At 68.1% G+C, this 15,199-nt stretch carries 12 protein-coding genes; 8 read left to right on the forward strand and 4 right to left on the reverse strand.

Annotated elements, in window-relative coordinates; translation table 11 throughout:
* Positions 1-23 precede the first annotated feature (23 nt).
* The 3 genes from RZN05_RS02585 to RZN05_RS02595 all read right to left on the reverse strand — a co-directional run bounded on the left by RZN05_RS02585 (position 24) and on the right by RZN05_RS02595 (position 4,707).
* Positions 24-2,966: a TonB-dependent receptor gene (locus tag RZN05_RS02585; protein ID WP_317225063.1), complete on the reverse strand. Its 2,943-nt coding sequence runs from the start codon at positions 2,964-2,966 to the stop codon at positions 24-26.
* A 243-nt stretch (positions 2,967-3,209) separates the two neighbouring features.
* Positions 3,210-4,169: a FecR family protein gene (locus RZN05_RS02590; protein WP_317225064.1), complete on the reverse strand. Its 960-nt coding sequence runs from the start codon at positions 4,167-4,169 to the stop codon at positions 3,210-3,212.
* Between the two features lie 13 nt (positions 4,170-4,182).
* Positions 4,183-4,707, reverse strand: coding sequence for an RNA polymerase sigma factor (locus tag RZN05_RS02595; RefSeq protein ID WP_317225065.1), 525 nt, complete (start codon positions 4,705-4,707; stop codon positions 4,183-4,185).
* 561 nt (positions 4,708-5,268) lie between these two features.
* Between RZN05_RS02595 and RZN05_RS20640 the strand changes: the two genes are divergently transcribed.
* Both RZN05_RS20640 and RZN05_RS20645 read left to right on the forward strand, forming a co-directional pair.
* Positions 5,269-5,706, forward strand: a complete 438-nt coding sequence (locus RZN05_RS20640; protein ID WP_394804812.1) for a transcriptional regulator domain-containing protein — start codon at positions 5,269-5,271, stop codon at positions 5,704-5,706.
* Between the two features lie 70 nt (positions 5,707-5,776).
* Positions 5,777-6,127: a DNA -binding domain-containing protein gene (locus RZN05_RS20645; protein ID WP_394804813.1), complete on the forward strand. Its 351-nt coding sequence runs from the start codon at positions 5,777-5,779 to the stop codon at positions 6,125-6,127.
* 138 nt (positions 6,128-6,265) lie between these two features.
* On the opposite strand, the gene RZN05_RS02605 is transcribed toward RZN05_RS20645, so the two are convergent.
* Positions 6,266-7,354 carry a catalase family protein gene (locus RZN05_RS02605; protein WP_317225067.1) on the reverse strand — a complete coding sequence of 363 codons (1,089 nt, stop codon included), beginning with the start codon at positions 7,352-7,354 and terminating at the stop codon, positions 6,266-6,268.
* A gap of 250 nt (positions 7,355-7,604) precedes the next feature.
* On the opposite strand from RZN05_RS02605, the gene RZN05_RS02610 reads away from it, so the two are divergent.
* The 6 genes from RZN05_RS02610 (at position 7,605) to RZN05_RS02635 (ending at position 14,925) form a co-directional block, all read left to right on the forward strand.
* Complete coding sequence (locus RZN05_RS02610) at positions 7,605-8,048, forward strand: DUF2231 domain-containing protein (protein ID WP_317225068.1); 444 nt, start codon at positions 7,605-7,607, stop codon at positions 8,046-8,048.
* On the forward strand, positions 8,045-9,385 hold the full coding sequence (locus tag RZN05_RS02615) for a PQQ-dependent sugar dehydrogenase (protein WP_317225069.1): 1,341 nt from the start codon (positions 8,045-8,047) through the stop codon (positions 9,383-9,385). Before RZN05_RS02610 ends, RZN05_RS02615 begins: the two co-directional genes overlap by 4 nt.
* Positions 9,386-10,109: 724 nt before the next feature.
* Complete coding sequence (locus RZN05_RS02620) at positions 10,110-11,147, forward strand: ArdC family protein (protein ID WP_317225070.1); 1,038 nt, start codon at positions 10,110-10,112, stop codon at positions 11,145-11,147.
* Positions 11,144-11,554: a DUF2958 domain-containing protein gene (locus tag RZN05_RS02625; protein WP_317225071.1), complete on the forward strand. Its 411-nt coding sequence runs from the start codon at positions 11,144-11,146 to the stop codon at positions 11,552-11,554. Before RZN05_RS02620 ends, RZN05_RS02625 begins: the two co-directional genes overlap by 4 nt.
* A gap of 67 nt (positions 11,555-11,621) precedes the next feature.
* Positions 11,622-13,493 (forward strand): ParB/RepB/Spo0J family partition protein, encoded by a 1,872-nt coding sequence (locus tag RZN05_RS02630; protein ID WP_317225072.1) that lies wholly within the window; start codon positions 11,622-11,624, stop codon positions 13,491-13,493.
* 1,135 nt (positions 13,494-14,628) lie between these two features.
* A complete protein-coding gene (locus tag RZN05_RS02635) occupies positions 14,629-14,925 on the forward strand; it encodes a DUF736 domain-containing protein (RefSeq protein WP_317225073.1) in 297 nt (98 codons plus the stop codon).
* Positions 14,926-15,199 lie beyond the last annotated feature (274 nt).

A 15,199-nucleotide genomic window follows, 5' to 3' on the forward strand; every position in this document is an offset into this window, starting at 1 on the left:
AGAGAGGACCGACTAGATCTGCGTCACCATCGCTTGATGACCTGCAGCGAGACGAATCGCCCGATCGGATCGGCGTTCGCAGCGCCATAGCCAAAGCCCGTCAGCTGATCGACAAAGGGCGGATCGGCGTCCAGCAGGTTCTGGGCGCTGAGCGCCAGGCTCAGGCCGACGCGCTCGAGCATTTTTGGCTGGATGCGCAACTGCGTGTCGATCGTCGTCCAGCTACCCACCGGCCGGTGGGGCATGCTGACGGCATCGACATAGCCGCTGACATGGCTGAGCGTCGCCGTCATCCCCCAGCCGTCACGGTCCCAGCCCGCCGAGCCGCGCAGTCGCCAGGCTGGGGGATTCGACAAGGTGCCGACCTGCTCGACCAGCGGCGCGCGCGGCGTGATGCGGCGCTGATAGTCGAGCATATGCGAGGCATTCCCGCTCAGCGAAACAGTGCCGCCGCCGAGGCTGAAACTGCCCGCGGCTAGTATGTCGAGACCGCGCACCACCAGCTCGGTGGAATTGACCAGCCTGCCATCGAGGACGGCGCGGAAGAATTCGGGCGGAAACAGGCCCCTGATCACCGACCCGGGATCGTTGATCAGGGCCTCGAGCCGGGCGCGGTCGCCGGGATCGGCCGCGGCGTTCACTCGGCTTACATAGGGGGAGTAGATTGCGTCCGAAAGCGCCTGGCTGAGATTGTCGGCGGCGGGGCGTTCGATCCGGTTGCTGAACCGGGTCTGGAAATAGCTCGCCTCGATATGCCAGCCCTTGGCCCATTCGGGTGCGAAGCGCGCGCTGAAGGTGAGCGAATTCGCGGTTTCGGGCTCCAGCTCGGGATTGCCGCCGAAAAGCGTCACCACCGGCGTGAGTATGCCAGCGGCATCGCGCAACTGGACATAGGAAACGGTCAAGGGATCGCGGACTTCGCGCAGCACCGGCGCGCGAAACGAGGTGCCGTAGCTGGTCTTGAGCGTCAGCCCGGCAGCGGGTTCCCAGAGCAGTCCGACCTTGGGATTGGAGGTGCTGCCAAAGTCGCTGTAATATTCGTAGCGAACCGCCGCCGAGAGCTGCAGGCGTCGCAGGCCCGGCCGCGCATTTTCCGGGCCGAACAGCGGCACGGCCAGTTCGGCGAAGGTCGCCGCGATCGAGCGCCCGGCGTCGGTGGTGCTGATCGGCTTGGGCGTGGTGCCCGAGAAGAAGTTGCGCCCGTTGCGATCGAACTTCTCGCGCCGGTAGTTTATGCCGAACGCCGCCTTCACTGCGCCGCCGGGCAGGTCGAACAGGCTGCCGTCGGCCTTCAGATTGGCCGAAGTCATGCGGCTTAGCGTATGGTTGTAGGCAAAGCCTTGGTTGATGAAGTCGAGTACCTTCTGGCTGTTCGACGCGCCATTGCCATAGGGGTTGAAAAATCCGTCCACCGCCGTGTTGTACGGGGTGCTGGGATTATCCGCAGTCGAGCCCAGCGCCTCGGAGAAATAGGTCGTGTTGACGATGTTGTCATAGGCGGTGACCGTTCGTTCCGAAGCGTGCGTCAGATACGCCTCGAGTTCCCAGCCGCCCGGCGTCGTCGCGGTCAGCCCCGTGGCGCCGCTCCACGATTCGACCGAGCCGGGCTGCCGGATCGGCCCGACTTCGCGGAGGAAGGAATACGAGACGAGGCTGAAGGGCGCGCCGTCGGGGCTGACGAACCAGGGGTTGCGCGCGTCGACCTGCGCCAGCGCGGTGGTAGCCTGCCCTTTGCTCTCGAACGCGCGATGCGCATAGCGACCCTCGGCGAAGAAGCGGACGCCGTCGCCGAGCGCCTGCTCCGCGCTCAGATAGGCACTATGGCGATCCTGACGCGGCAGGATATCGACGCCTTCGCGGTAGTTTTCGTAATTCTGCCTCGGCGCAAAATCGGCGAGGCGCAGCCCGACGCCGTTCTGGCCCGGCGGCACGGCAAAAGCCGGCACGAGCGACCCCGCCGGGCTGATCGCCATGATCGTCGCAGGCACCGCAAAATAGGAGCGCCAGTCGCTGCCGCCGTACGGGCGGAGGTCGGCGGACCGAGTGAAGCCGCGCTGGTCCGCGCCGAGCCGCGCACGATGCATATATTCATAGGCCGCGAGCACATGCCCGGTGGACCAGCTCTTGCCGAGGACCTGGCCGAGCTGGATTTCGCTGGCACCGCCCTGCGTCGCGGTGCCCAGGCGCAGCCGCGTCTCGCCGCCATCGAGCGTCTTGCGCAGGAGGATGTTGACCACGCCGCCGACCGCGTCGGAGCCATAGAGCGCGGAGGCGCCATCGGTGAGCACCTCGATCCGCGCGACGGCGGCGAGGGGGATGAGCGAGATGTCGGAAAAGTCTCCCTGTCCCCCCGAGCCCGCCAGCCTGCGTCCGTTGACGAGCGTCAGCGTTGCGTCGCTGCCCAGGCCGCGCAGATTGGCGCTCGTGCCCAAGCCGATATTCTGCGTCGAGCGGTCGGCAGCCGTCAGGCTGGTGTCCTCGGTGCCGGTTCCGCCGAAATTCTGGGGAAGCGCGGCGATTGCTTCGCCGACGGTGCCGTGGCCGGCGCGGTCGATCTCGGACCTGTCGATCGTGATGACCTGCGAATTGCCTTCCGAAGGCCCGCGGATATTGGTGCCAGTCACGACGATTGCCGACTCGTCGCGATCCTCCGGCGCCCGATGCGGCTCGAACGCCTGCATCGGCGCGGGCTTCGCGCGCCCGGGACGCGGGCGCGCAGGGGCCGCCCGCGATTGCGTCTGCGGCTGCTGGACCAGGACGAAGGCGTTGCCGGCGCGGCGTACGATCAGCCCGGTCCCGCGCAACAGGATCCGCAGGGCCTCGTCATCCGAATATTGGCCATGGACTGCCTGGCTCGTGCGGCCCGCGACCAGCGCGCTCGAATAGAGCAACTGGCGGCGCGTGGCCCGCGCATAGGCGACTAGCGCCTCGCCGAGTGGCCCCGCGCCGATATGAAATTCCTGCACCGCGCTCGCCGCGCGAGCGGGACTTGGGGCAACGATCGCAATGGCCGCGACCGCCCCCAGCCACAAAGATCGCTTGCCCCCGGCGATGTTTATTTCTTCCCCCACGACCATCTCCCAGCGGACCGGGATTTCCGGCCGTTCACCCAAGTCGCGCGTGATTGCAGCGACGGAGGAAGCAACGCGGTAGAGGGGGGGCTACCCTAACTGCCCTGCGAAATAATTCTGGCGGCTCCGCCGGGGGTGTCAATTCCGGGTCAGGACAACCCTATCATCTTCGGTTTTCTTCTTGAGATCGAAGATCGCCGACACGGCTTCGATTAACGATCCTGTATCGCCGCTCTCGAAGGTGCCATCGACTTTCTCTTGACCAAGCGATGGATCGCCCAGCTCGATCTTGAGCGTGCTGTAGCGGTTGGCCTCGGCGATGGCCGCGGCGAGCGGGGTCGCGCGGAAGAACAGGCGGCCCGAGGTCCAGCTCGTTGCCTGCTCGAGATCGGCGCGCTGCGTCGCGACACCGCCATGGGGGTCGACCAACGCCGCGTCACCGGGCAGCTGGAGGCGGGCTGGCGCCTGGCCCGTCCCAGGATCGACCGAGACCTGGCCCTCGGCGAGGACGACGCGCACCGTATCGCCCTGGCAGCGGATATCGAACCGGGTGCCCGCCGCCCTGACCAAGACGTCCAGCGTGCGCACTTCGAAGGGGCGCGCCGGATCATGCTTGACCTCGAAAAAGGCCTCGCCTCGATCCAGGGTCACGCGCCGCGACGCGTCGCCGCCGGCGACCCGCAACCGGCTATCGGTATTGAGACGGATCCGCGAGCCGTCGCGCAGGCTGATGGATAGCTGCTCGCCGATCCCGGTCTCGTACGCCTGCGCGCTTTGCACGAGCAGCCAGCCGGTGCCCGCAGCCACCGGTATCGCGCCGGCGCCCGCGAGCACCATGCGGCGGCTCGGGCGCCAGCTGCGATGATCGAGCCGCGGACGCGCGAGCGCGTCGCGGCTCGCCTGGGCGATGTCGGGATCGTCGCCTAGCGTGCGCGACTGCCGCCAGATCGCCTCGACGCGCGCGTAGCGCTCGGCGTTGCCCGGCTCGCGCCGCCAGTCGTAGAATGCTTCGAGCTCGTCGGTCGTGACCGAACGCGTATTGAGGCGCGCTAGCCATTCCGCTGCCTGTTCGTTCGCGCGATCCTCGTCCGTGCCCATCTTGCCCCGCACTTCAATCGCATAGCCTGGCAGCACACATTGCCAACGCACGGCTCATCCGCCACTCAACGGTCTTCACCGATACGCCAACATGGCTCGCGATTTCGTCATAGGTCAAACCGGTAAATCGGTTGAGCACGAACACGTCGCGATAGAGCGGCGGCAGCGCCAGGATGGCCTGCTTCAGTTCGAGCGCCTGATGCTGGTCGGGCAGGCTCGTGCCCAGCGCCGCCGCATCGCTCTCCGCCAGCGGCTGCGCCAGGCCGCCGCGGACGACGTTTCGCCGCATATGGTCGCGCGCGAGATTGACGGCGATCTGCAACAGCAGGGCCTTGGGGTGGCGCTCCGCGTCGCTGCGCGAATAGCGCGCGACGCGCATCCAGGTCTCCTGCGCGATGTCGTCCACGTCGAGCGCAGTCGATCGCAGCCGCCAGGCGAGGATGCGCGCCAGCCATCCGGCATGGCGCCGGTAGAGATCTTCGAGCGGCGCAGCGTCGCGGGCGCTTCGGTCCCGTTTCTCCGGCCCATTGCTGGCCATGGCAACGTCTCCCCAACAGGATCAGGGGCGATGCGGCACTGCCGGTGGAAAGCCTGGGCGGGCGCGACGCCCGGCTAGTCGCGCCGGTACGTCGAATGCAGCCCCGCGCTGCGGCAAGCGGCGCCAGGCTGGTCGATCGTGCACAGGGGTTTCCACGCCCCTGCCGCCGATGCTTCGGCGGCGTGTGCATGCTGCCGTATTCGCGGACTCGTGGCAACTCAGGCGGAAATGGGGGTCGGGTGTTGGAAACCTTTGTGCAAAGGCCCGCTATTTAAGGAAGATCCGCTGCCATTACCCCGGCTCAAGAATCGCCTCTGTTTGACGGCACCCGACAGCGCCGAACCTGCCCAAGCCTTCCGCGCACGACAAGCAAGATCGACCGTGGCGGCGCCGGCACGACTCCGTGGCGAAACCTGCCAGCCGCCCGGCATGCCGATCCGCACCGAGCGACAAATCTCTCCCGGAGCCCGCAGGAAATTGGCGCCCGATGCGCAGAAAGTTGCGGTTGGCCGCTCGCTTCGAGTCGCGCCGGCGTCCCGCCGCGACGAAACGTGCTGCTGCATGCTCTCCTTGGCATCTGAATGGCGGCGGGGAGCCAAGTCCGTGCCTTCGAACGGGGAGCCCGATTGGTGCCGGCTCGATGACTATCGGGCGCTGCAGGCGCTCGACCGGCCCGGCTTCGCCTGGGAGTTCCTCCGGCGCAATCGGGCGTTTCGTGCGGCGTCCGCGCGTACGCCGTTGCCGCGCGAAGACCGGATCGGCGATCGCCTGGTGTTTCTCGACGCGCCGGCTGGAGGTGCGGCGCACTGGGGATTGTGGTTTCCACGACTGCGTCGACCGCGATGCCGCGCGCGCCCGCTTCTTGTGGCGGGGGGACGTCGATCCGGGCGTGATCACCGTCGATGCGATTCCCGCAGCGCCGGGCGCGTTCGACACGCTCGACATCTCCAAGTCCGGCGTCGAGACCCTCGTGCTGGGCACGCCTGCCGACCGCGCTGAAATCCTGTTGCGCGACGGATCGCGCCACATCCGGCTTACGGTCCGCGAGGGATCGCTGCTCGAGGGGCCGGTGCGGCTGCGCTATGCGCTGGAGGGATTCGACGACCTCGAGCGCAAGCTTCTCACGCTGCGTCGGCTTGCTGCCCTGTGGCGGCTGGGTCGGATGCCGGCGCGTCTTTTCCCGCGCGATCTGCGCGCGCCTCGCTGGATCGAGATGCTGCGCACGCTCGACGCAATGCGCTCTGGCGCGAGCCAGCGCGAGATCGCGGAGGCACTTTTCGAGCCTGGCCGGGTGGCGCGCGACTGGCGAGCCGGATCCGACTATCTGCGGATGCGAATCCAGCGGCTGGTCCGGGCGAGCGACCGCATGGCCAGGCGCGATTATCGCAGGCTGATCGGCGGGACGATCGCCGTCCCCTGAGGCAGACCGGATCCCTCGAAGCTTTGCGCGGCGGTGCGGGTGCGGGAGATGCGGCACCCGCCCGCTATTGCCCGGCGCCAGATGGGTGCCCACCCTCGTCTTAAACGCGTGGGTATTGCGGCTCGAAATACCCCGGGGTCAGCCCGAAATGTCCGCGAGCACGCGCGGCTCGTGCATCGGGCACCCGTTGACCCTGCCGCGATAGCGGGCGGAAAATCGGTACGGGCTCCTGCGCGCACGATTTACACCGCCAAGCGGCTGGTGCGCCGCGAGGCCGTGCCACGGTGCGAAGGACAGCGCGTCTTCTTCCTTCTCGCTTGTGCCGTGGACCCAGGCTTGCTGTGGTCCCACGTGCAGCGTCGCAACCGTACGATACGGACTTGCCTCCTCGTCCCAGACGACCGATGCATCCTCGATCGGCATCATCTCGAGGTCGGTGTTGAGCTGCGCGCGAAGCTCCCATGTCCCGCCTTGCTCGGCGAGCAGCGCGTTCATCGCTTCGCGGATCGCGTCGGGACGACCGGTGGCGTTGATCGTCTCGTCGGCAAAGTCCTTGATCGCGGAGACCGGCACCAGCTGGAACTTCGCAATATAGTCGCCGTAGCGAAACGGCGTCTGGCTGAAATAGGTGGCGCCGAGCGGATGGACTGGCTTGGCGCCGCCCAGCGTATTGAGCATTGTAGACTGCCCGCCGACCGCCTCCAGCGCGGATTCGAAGGTGCGCAGCACCGCCGAGAGCAGCTTCTTGCTGGTTTCCGCCTTGTCCGTCGTCGCGGCCAGCAGTTTGAGGTTGGCGAGAAACTTTTTGGGATTGGGCGCGGCAAAGGCAGGGGCGTTCGCCAGCACGAAGTCCTGTGTCGTCTCGCCCTCGCTACCGGGCAGCCGTTCCCCTTCGACGCCCAGGATCTTCAGCGCGACGCCCCGCGGCAGGCGGATCGAATCATCAAGAATGTCGCCGGCGTTGGTCGAAAAGCGGACGATCGCCTCATGATCGCCCGGCGCCGCGAAGAGCCCTTGCGCGAGTTCTGGCGGAAGACCGTCGGCGATGCTCAGCGTGCCTCGCGCCAGTCCATGTCCCTTGGCGTGCACGGCACGGACGGCATGGCCATAATCCGTCGAGGTGGTGTCGAGGATCTTCTCGAATTGGTCCTCCAGTCCCGCGATCGTTTCCGCCTCGTCAGGCTGCGGTTGCTCGACAGAAGGCGTGTATCGAACCGGCGCGTTCATCGTGTTTTTCCCAGGAGTTGCAGGGGCATGAACCACTTCGACGCCGGGCCGTTCCTCGGATGACGACGCAACGGAGTTCCAACGGCCGGTCGCAAGTCGGGAGACCCGCGCTTGGGGCCGGCGAAACGGATTGCCCGTATCGCGACAATGCCTGCTTGCGAGTGCAACCGCCCTACCTGCGCGATCGAGTGCAACTATCCGCGTGCCGATCGATTGTCAGCGGATAGCCAGCGCATAGGGGGGCGATGGCATGGAGACCGTCATGATGCCCGCTACGCTTGCGCGCCCCTGGATCCACCCGCTCCACGCGATCCTCTTATCGTTTCCCGTGGCGTTGTTCGCCTCGGCGCTCGCGTCCGACATCACCTATTTTAACAGCGGCGAGGTTCAGTGGTCGAACTTGTCGCAATGGGCGATCACGGGGGGTTTGGTGTTTGGTGCGCCGGTCCTGGGCTGGGCGGTCTTCGCCAGGGTACGCGCCCGCGGGGCCGGCGTGCGCAGTCGCCCGTCGATCTATTTGATCCTGATCTGCGCCATGTGGATAGTTGGCCTGCTCAACGCCTTCAAGCACAGCCAAGACGCGTGGAGTTCGGTGGAGGCTGGCGGCCTGTTGCTCTCGATCCTGTCCACGATGCTGGCTCTCGCCGCGGCCTGGGTCGCGCATTCGGAAATCCTCGCGGGAGACAAGGCATGACGATCGCTCGATGGTCGAGCGCCAGCGCCCTCGCGCTTCTGCTCGCCGCCTGCGGAGGCGGCAATGCGGGTCGAGATACCGGCCCGACGCCCCAACTCCCGGCTATCCAGCAAAATCTGGTCCCGACGATCAAGATCGCCAGCCCGGCCGGCTGGGAAGGCGCGCTGCCGACGGTGCCCGAGGGCTTCAGGATCGTGCCGCTCGCTACCGACCTGCGGATTCCCCGTCAGATGCTGGTGCTGCCCAATGGCGATCTGCTCGTGTCGGAAGGCCGCGGCGGCCATGCGCCCAAGCTTCGCCCCAAGGATGTGATCGCAGGATATATCAAGGCCTTGGGCACGTCGACCGTCGAGGGCGGCGATCGCCTGACCCTGCTCCGCGATGCCGATGGCGATGGCAGGCCGGAGGTGCGCACAGTGTTCATCGACGGCCTCGATGCGCCTTATGGCTTGGCCTATGTCGATGGCAACATCTACGTTGCCAACCAAGGCGCGCTGCTGCGCTTTCCCTACAGCCAAGGCCAGACGGCAATCCCGCGGTCGGCGGGTGTAGAAGTCACCGCGCTGCCCTCGCAGGTCAACCACCACTGGACCAAATCGCTTGCTGCCAGCACCGACGGCGACGACCTTTATGTCGGCATCGGATCGAACAGCAATATCGGCGAACGCGGGATGGCGGTGGAGGAGGAACGCGCCGTCATCCTCGAAATCGATCGTGCCACCGGCGCGCGTCGACCCTATGCCAGCGGCATCCGCAACCCTACCGCGCTGGCGATCAACCCCTGGACCAATGGCCTTTGGGCCGTGGTGAACGAACGTGACGAGATCGGTCCGCATCTGGTGCCCGACTATCTGACCTCGGTGCAGCCGGGCGCCTTTTACGGATGGCCATACAGCTATTGGGGTAAACACGGGGATCCTCGCGTGCGCCCGGCAAGGCCGGACATGGTCGCGCGTGCGATCGCGCCCGATTATGCATTGGGTGCCCATGTCGCGGCGCTCGGACTGGCGTTCGTGCGCAGTGGCGCGATGGCGCCGGGCTATGGCGACGGCGCCTTTGTCGGGCAGCATGGCAGTTGGAACCGATCGGATCTGTCCGGGTACAAGGTGACCTGGGTACCGTTTGCCAACGGTCGCCCGTCAGGCCCGCAACGGGATTTCGTCACGGGCTTCCTGGTCGATGGCAAGGCGCGGGGGCGGCCGGTCGGCGTCGCGTTCAGCGGCGCGGGCAGGGCGCTCTACATTGCCGACGATTTGTCGAATACGGTATGGAGGGTAACGCCGGCCGCGGGTCGGCCTGCTGGCGGCGTGGGTACCGGGGCGGCCTCGACACGCTGACGCGGTGCGGTTCGTCGATCGGGCGTGTCAAAACCTCGAACCCAGCTTGCCCCCGCTCGCGCGGGCGGCTTGGCGCGGCGGCGCTTGCGCCGACCAAAGCGATGTCGGGCTTTCCGAACCTTGGCGGCGTAGCGCCTGCGACCTGGGCATGCCGGACAATATCGACTTGTCGCGCACCGTGCGTCCGCTGGCGGGGAAAGCCTTCCCCTGATCCCGAACCCGTGCCGGTTTCGGTCTACCCCTTCAGCGGGGCATGGCCCCGTAACGCCCCGAAAGAAGGAGCGGGGCTGAGGACGCACGCTGCAGGATGCTGCGCACCGGACAGGGTGCGGCGCCCCGTAGCGGCCCCGCGGCACTCCGGCGGCACGGTCGGGCGGCGCGACCGGTTTCGGCGCGGACGACAGTTGCCGCCCAACGCTCGAAGCCCGGTTCGTCGCCGCTGATCCGCCCGCGCTGCCGGTGGGCCAGCCTCTTGCAGGCGGCGGCTGCGCCGCCGCGGCAATGCGGACGCCGCTACGCGGCGACGTTGTCGTGGTGCCCCCCGGAAGGGGGATGGTCGGCGCTCCCGTCTAGGCCCGCCGCGGGCGGCGGCAACCGGCTTGGCGCCGGTCCTCCACTGCGTTTCGGCCTTGCAGGTGCCTCCGTCCGCTCGGTGCGGGCCTCTCTGGTCGCTCTCGCCGCCCACCCCCCTTCCGGGGGTGCGGTGTGTTCGAGGAGAAGAGCGATGGTGGCGAAGGCCAGGAACAGCCGTGCCGACTGCCGGGCGCGGCGAGGGGCGACCTCTGGAGCCGGCAAGGGTGCGCAAGCGCGCGATGCGCGACCGAGCCTGTATGCCGAGGTCACTGCGCGGATCGTCGCCGAACTGGAAGCCGGGCGCTTTCCTTGGGTGCAGCCATGGAGCAGCGCTGCTGCGCAACCGGGCATGCCCCGCAACGCCGTCACCGGGCGCGCCTATTCGGGCATCAATGTCCTGATCCTTTGGGGAGAGGCGCATGCGCAGGGCTATGCCGGGCAGGGCTGGCTGACCTTCAAGCAGGCGCTTGCCGCAGGCGGTGCCGTGCGAAAGGGCCAGCGTGGGACCTGCGTCTGCTATGCCGACCGCTTCACCCCCGACAAGGAACGCGCGCGCGCCGAGGACGAAGGGAGCGAGCCGGGCTCGATACCCTTTCTCAAGCGCTTCACCGTGTTCAATACCGACCAGATCGACTGGGGCGACAGCGGACTTCCACGCTTCGCCGCCGACGCTGGTCCGCTCGCGCCACGGGAAATCGTGCCGGTCGGCGAGCAGCTGATCGCCGCGACGGGCGCCGACTTCCGGATCGGCGGGCCGAGCGCTTTCTATTCGCCCACGCACGACTTCGTGCAGGTCCCGCCGCAGCAGGCGTTCCGCCAGCAGATTGATTACTACCGAACCGCCACGCACGAGCTTGGCCATTGGACCGGGCACCGCTCGCGGCTGGCGCGCGACCAGAGCGGCGCGTTCGGCTCGGCCAGCTACGCCCGCGAGGAACTCGTCGCCGAACTGTGCGCGGCCTTCGTCCTCGCGACTCTCGGCATCGAGCCGAGCGTACGGCATTCGGACTATGTCGGGTCGTGGCTGGCGGTGCTGCGCGCCGACAATCGCGCGATCTTCAAGGCGGCGAGCCTCGCGGCGCGCGCCGCCGACTATCTGCTCGGCTTCCGCCCCCAGCCGGTGCCGCACGCTGCGCAGGCGGCTGCGGACGGGGTTGGACTGCACGCCTGCCCGGCGCTGGCGGCATGAGCCTGCTCCCCGAAACGCTGCGCGCGCAGCTTCTCGCGCAAGGCCGTGCGCGTCCCGCCGATCCGGTGCCGCTGCTCAGGCTGTTCCATCCGCTGGGGCCTGCGACATGGCTGGCGACCGAGCTGGGTGGGGACGGCGACACGCTGTTCGGGCTTGCCGATCTGGGGTTCGGCTGCCCCGAGCTCGGCTATTTCAGCATCGGCGAGATCGGCGCGCTGCGCTTGCCCTTCGGGCTGCGCATCGCGCGCGACCTGCATTTTACCGGCACGCATCCCTTGTCGGTCTATGCCGCCGCGGCGCGCCACAAGGGCGCGATCACGCAGTGTCCGGACGCGCTGGCGCGCGCTGCGGCGCGGCTGCGTGCGGCGCGTCCGGACGATCCCGAGCTTCCGCCGCAGGGCGGGTGACGCGCGCGCCCGTCCGGCGCGCATCGGCTCGGCAGATTTGCGAGCCGTTCTTGAGAAGGACAGGTTAATGCAACTCGATATCATCCCGCTCGCGCGGCTCAGCATCGCCGCGGTGAACATGCGCGACGGCAGGAAGCCGCCCGCCATAGACGACATCCTGCCCTCGATCCGGGCGCGCGGCGTGCTCGTTCCGCTGATCGTCCGGCCGGTGGCAGACACGCAGGACGCCTTCGAAATCGTCGCCGGGCGGCGGCGTTTCCATGCCGCGTGGACCATTGCCGCAGAGACCGGGGAAGACAGCGCGCTTCCCTGCGCGATCATCGCCGCAGGCGACGATGCCGCCGCGCTCGAAGCCTCGCTCCTCGAGAATTTCGCACGCGAGAACCCGCACGAGAGCGAGCTATGGGCGAGCTTCACCAAGCTGGTGCGGCAAGGGCGCAGCGCCGGGGAGATCGCTGCGACGTTCGGCTTTAGCGAACGGCAGATCGGCCAGATTCTCGCGCTCGGCAATCTGCTGCCCCGCATCCGCGACCTCTACCGCGCCGAGCGGATCGACGTGGCGAGCATCCGGTTGCTGACCATGGCCACCAAGGCGCAACAGCGCGACTGGCTCGCGATCTTCGCCGATCCCGAGCGCCGCACGCCTACCGGCCAGCAACTGCGCCATTGGCTGTTCGGCGGGCAGGCGATCTCGACCGCGCATGCGTTGTTCGACCTCGCTTCCTATCAAGGGCAGATCGTCTCCGACTTGTTCGGGAGCGACGGCTGGTTTGCCGATAGCGGGCAGTTCTGGGAAGCGCAGCGCGCCGCGATCGAGACCCGGCGGCAGGCGTATCTCGCCGAAGGCTGGCGCGAGGTGGTGCTGTTCGAGCCTGGCACCTATTTCAGCAGCTACGAATATCAGCGCACCCCCAAGCGCAAGGGCGGGCGCGTCTATGTCGTGCTGTCGCCCCGGGGCGAAGTGGTCTTCCACGAGGGCTATCTCCCGGCGAAGGAGGCCCGCAAGCAGGCGTCCGGCGGCGAGGAGGCGGCACCGAAGCCGGTCCGCGCCGAAGTGAGCAGCGCGCTTGGCAATTATGTCGACCTGCATCGCCATGCGGCGGTGCGCGCGGCGTTGCTCGACCGGCCCGCCATGGCTTTGCGGCTGGTGCTTGCTTATGCGCTGGCGGCGACGCCGCTCTTCCGGGTCACTGCCGACCCCGAGGCGGCGGCGACCGACGCGATCCGGGCGAGCGTCGCGGCGAGCGCGGCAAGCGCGACGCTCGCGCTTCGCCGCCGCGCCGCTCGCGTGCTGCTGGGGCTGGAGGAGAGCGAACTGGCGATAGCGGGGGCCGGCGAGGACGAGACCAGCGCGATTTTCGTGCGCCTGCTGGCGCTCGACGACGCGGTGATCCTCGGCGCGCTTGCCGTCGTCATGGCAGACAGCCTCGCGGCCGGAAGCGCAATCGTCGAGGCGCTCGGCCATCCTCTCGGCATCGACATGACCACGCTGTTCAAGCCCGATGACTGCCTGCTCGACTTGCTCCGCGACCGCGAGGTGGTTACCGCGATGGTGGCCGAGGTGGCGGGCGAAGACGTCGCCTCGGCCAACGCGCGCGCGACCATCGCGGTGCAACGCGGCGTCCTGCGCGACTGCCTCGCGGGGACCGGCGGACGGACAAAGGTCGAGGGCTGGGTGCCGCGCTGGCTGGCGATGCCGCCTGCCAGCTACACCGAGCGCGGGGGTGTCCGCGCGGTGCGCAACTGGCAGCGGGTGGCCTCGCTTTTCGACACGCAAGCCGGGGCGGGCGACGATACGGACGCGTCGGCGGGCAACCGGCGCGGACCTGCGCCATTGCACGCGGATGCGTCTCGGACCGAGCGCGAAGGACCGACGCCGGATGCCGAAGCGGAGGATCGCAACCGCCAGGGCGCAGAACCGGATCGGATCGCCGCGTGAAACGCGGATGGGCGGCGGTGAGAGCCGTCGCCCATGTACAGGACCGCTCATGTCCGGCGCGCAAGTCGTATTGGGTCGCGCTGCCGGGCGAAGGTCTGGCGGAACATTTGGCGCGTTGCTGGTGCCGGCGAATGCAGGCGCTGCCGTTGCTTGGCGAGGAAACGCAGTGCGCCGGTCTCCTCGCAGCGTGGCGACGAGCGCGCGAAGGCTCCCCAGGGCCTGCAATGTTCCGGGATGCTTCCCGGAACGCCCGTCGCGACCTGCCGTCCGCCGTGCCAAGGCTGCGGGGCGCCGTCTCTGATTGGGGCATCGTCCTCCATTGCAACATGCGCCGACGATGATAGCCTGGGTGCGCTCGCTTAGTCCCTCTTCGCGGGCCGGCGCGTGGCCGGAAGACTGTCACTACGGAAGACCCGCTTCCGGCCACCCAGCCCGGATCCAGGGCGACGCGAACGGCATCGACCAGTCTCGATGCGCGCACGGGTGACAATGGGCCGGCCCGGTCCGGCGGGCCGCAATCCCCGATTTCGCCGGCCGTGTCGGGCCAACCTGCGACGCACGACGGATGACGATGGCGCCGGGCCAGCGCGCGGGCAGAGCGCGCTCGACCACCGGGTCGACGCAGCGCGGCGACCTGCCGACCTCTTGCTTCGACGGGGGCCGCACGGGGATCGTACGCTTGCGTCCTCGCGGCACGCTGTACGCCTGTCGAGTGCCGCATGGCACCGGCTGGCCATGCAGTGGACCGCACCAATGCCGTCTAGCCTGCCCGTCTCGGGGGTGCATTCGCTGCCTTCGCGCCGGTTGCGATAGGGCGGCCGGGTGGCCGAATTCGTCGCGGATGCGACCGAGCCTGCGCGCTGTTTCCGGTCGGTTCCGAGACGCGCCGGCGTCCTCGTTTGGGCTGTCTGGCGTAGCGTACGGGCCCGGCTGCGCCGAACCCCGGCCTTCTACCCGCAACGGCTTCGCCGACTTTCTTCCCCGCCGCTGCGCGGCTCCTCGCGGGCCAAGAAAGCCGGCTCTCGCCGTCCTCCGCTTTCGCTGCGGCCCAAGGGTGCGGACCGGCCGCCGCCACGCCGGATCGACGCCATCGAGGCCGCATCGGGCGGTCCCGAGAAACAGACTGGAACCCATCATGGCACAGATCGGCACTTTCACCCGCGACGAAAACGGCAATCTCGCGGGCACCATCAAGACCCTCGCGCTGAGCGTGAAGGCGAGCATCCGACCCTCGAGCAAGGACAATGAAAAGGCTCCCGACTACCGGGTCCATGTCGGCCAGGTCGAGATCGGTGCGGCATGGTCCAAGACCTCGCGCGAGGATCGCGACTATCTTTCGGTCAAGCTCGACGACCCCAGCCTTCCGGCGCCGATCTACGCCACCTTGGTCGAGGGCGAGCGCGGCGAATTCGCCTTGATCTGGTCGCGCTGAGAGCGGACCGGCCCCGCCGCGGATGCCGCGGCGGGGCTTCTCAATCCCCCTCGAAGCGCACGAATGCGGGCCCCTCGAGGCGCACAAGGGAGACGATCGGCACGTCGGCCAAGGGTCAGGGCCCGAACCATGAACGGGCGCGCACCGCCGTCAATTTCTGGTCGAAACGCCGCAGGCTGCACGTCCGCTACGGGGCGGCTCGATTTCGCAGGGCTGCTTTTTTCGAGCCTGCGATCGCCGACCCAATTCGCCGATCCCCGACGCGAGGACAGCG

Source organism: Sphingomonas sp. HF-S4, assembly GCF_032911445.1.
GTDB lineage: Bacteria > Pseudomonadota > Alphaproteobacteria > Sphingomonadales > Sphingomonadaceae > Sphingomonas > Sphingomonas agrestis.

Bases quoted from the DNA above. Each gene is read 5' to 3' on its own strand.
- RZN05_RS02615 (WP_317225069.1), top strand. From the start codon at position 8,045: ATGACGATCGCTCGATGGTCGAGCGCCAGCGCCCTCGCGCTTCTGCTC.
- RZN05_RS02635 (WP_317225073.1), top strand. From the start codon at position 14,629: ATGGCACAGATCGGCACTTTCACCCGCGACGAAAACGGCAATCTCGCG.
- RZN05_RS02605 (WP_317225067.1), bottom strand. From the start codon at position 7,354: ATGAACGCGCCGGTTCGATACACGCCTTCTGTCGAGCAACCGCAGCCT.
- RZN05_RS20640 (WP_394804812.1), top strand. From the start codon at position 5,269: ATGCTCTCCTTGGCATCTGAATGGCGGCGGGGAGCCAAGTCCGTGCCT.
- RZN05_RS02620 (WP_317225070.1), top strand. From the start codon at position 10,110: ATGGTGGCGAAGGCCAGGAACAGCCGTGCCGACTGCCGGGCGCGGCGA.
- RZN05_RS02625 (WP_317225071.1), top strand. From the start codon at position 11,144: ATGAGCCTGCTCCCCGAAACGCTGCGCGCGCAGCTTCTCGCGCAAGGC.
- RZN05_RS02595 (WP_317225065.1), bottom strand. From the start codon at position 4,707: ATGGCCAGCAATGGGCCGGAGAAACGGGACCGAAGCGCCCGCGACGCT.
- RZN05_RS02590 (WP_317225064.1), bottom strand. From the start codon at position 4,169: ATGGGCACGGACGAGGATCGCGCGAACGAACAGGCAGCGGAATGGCTA.
- RZN05_RS02630 (WP_317225072.1), top strand. From the start codon at position 11,622: ATGCAACTCGATATCATCCCGCTCGCGCGGCTCAGCATCGCCGCGGTG.
- RZN05_RS02610 (WP_317225068.1), top strand. From the start codon at position 7,605: ATGGAGACCGTCATGATGCCCGCTACGCTTGCGCGCCCCTGGATCCAC.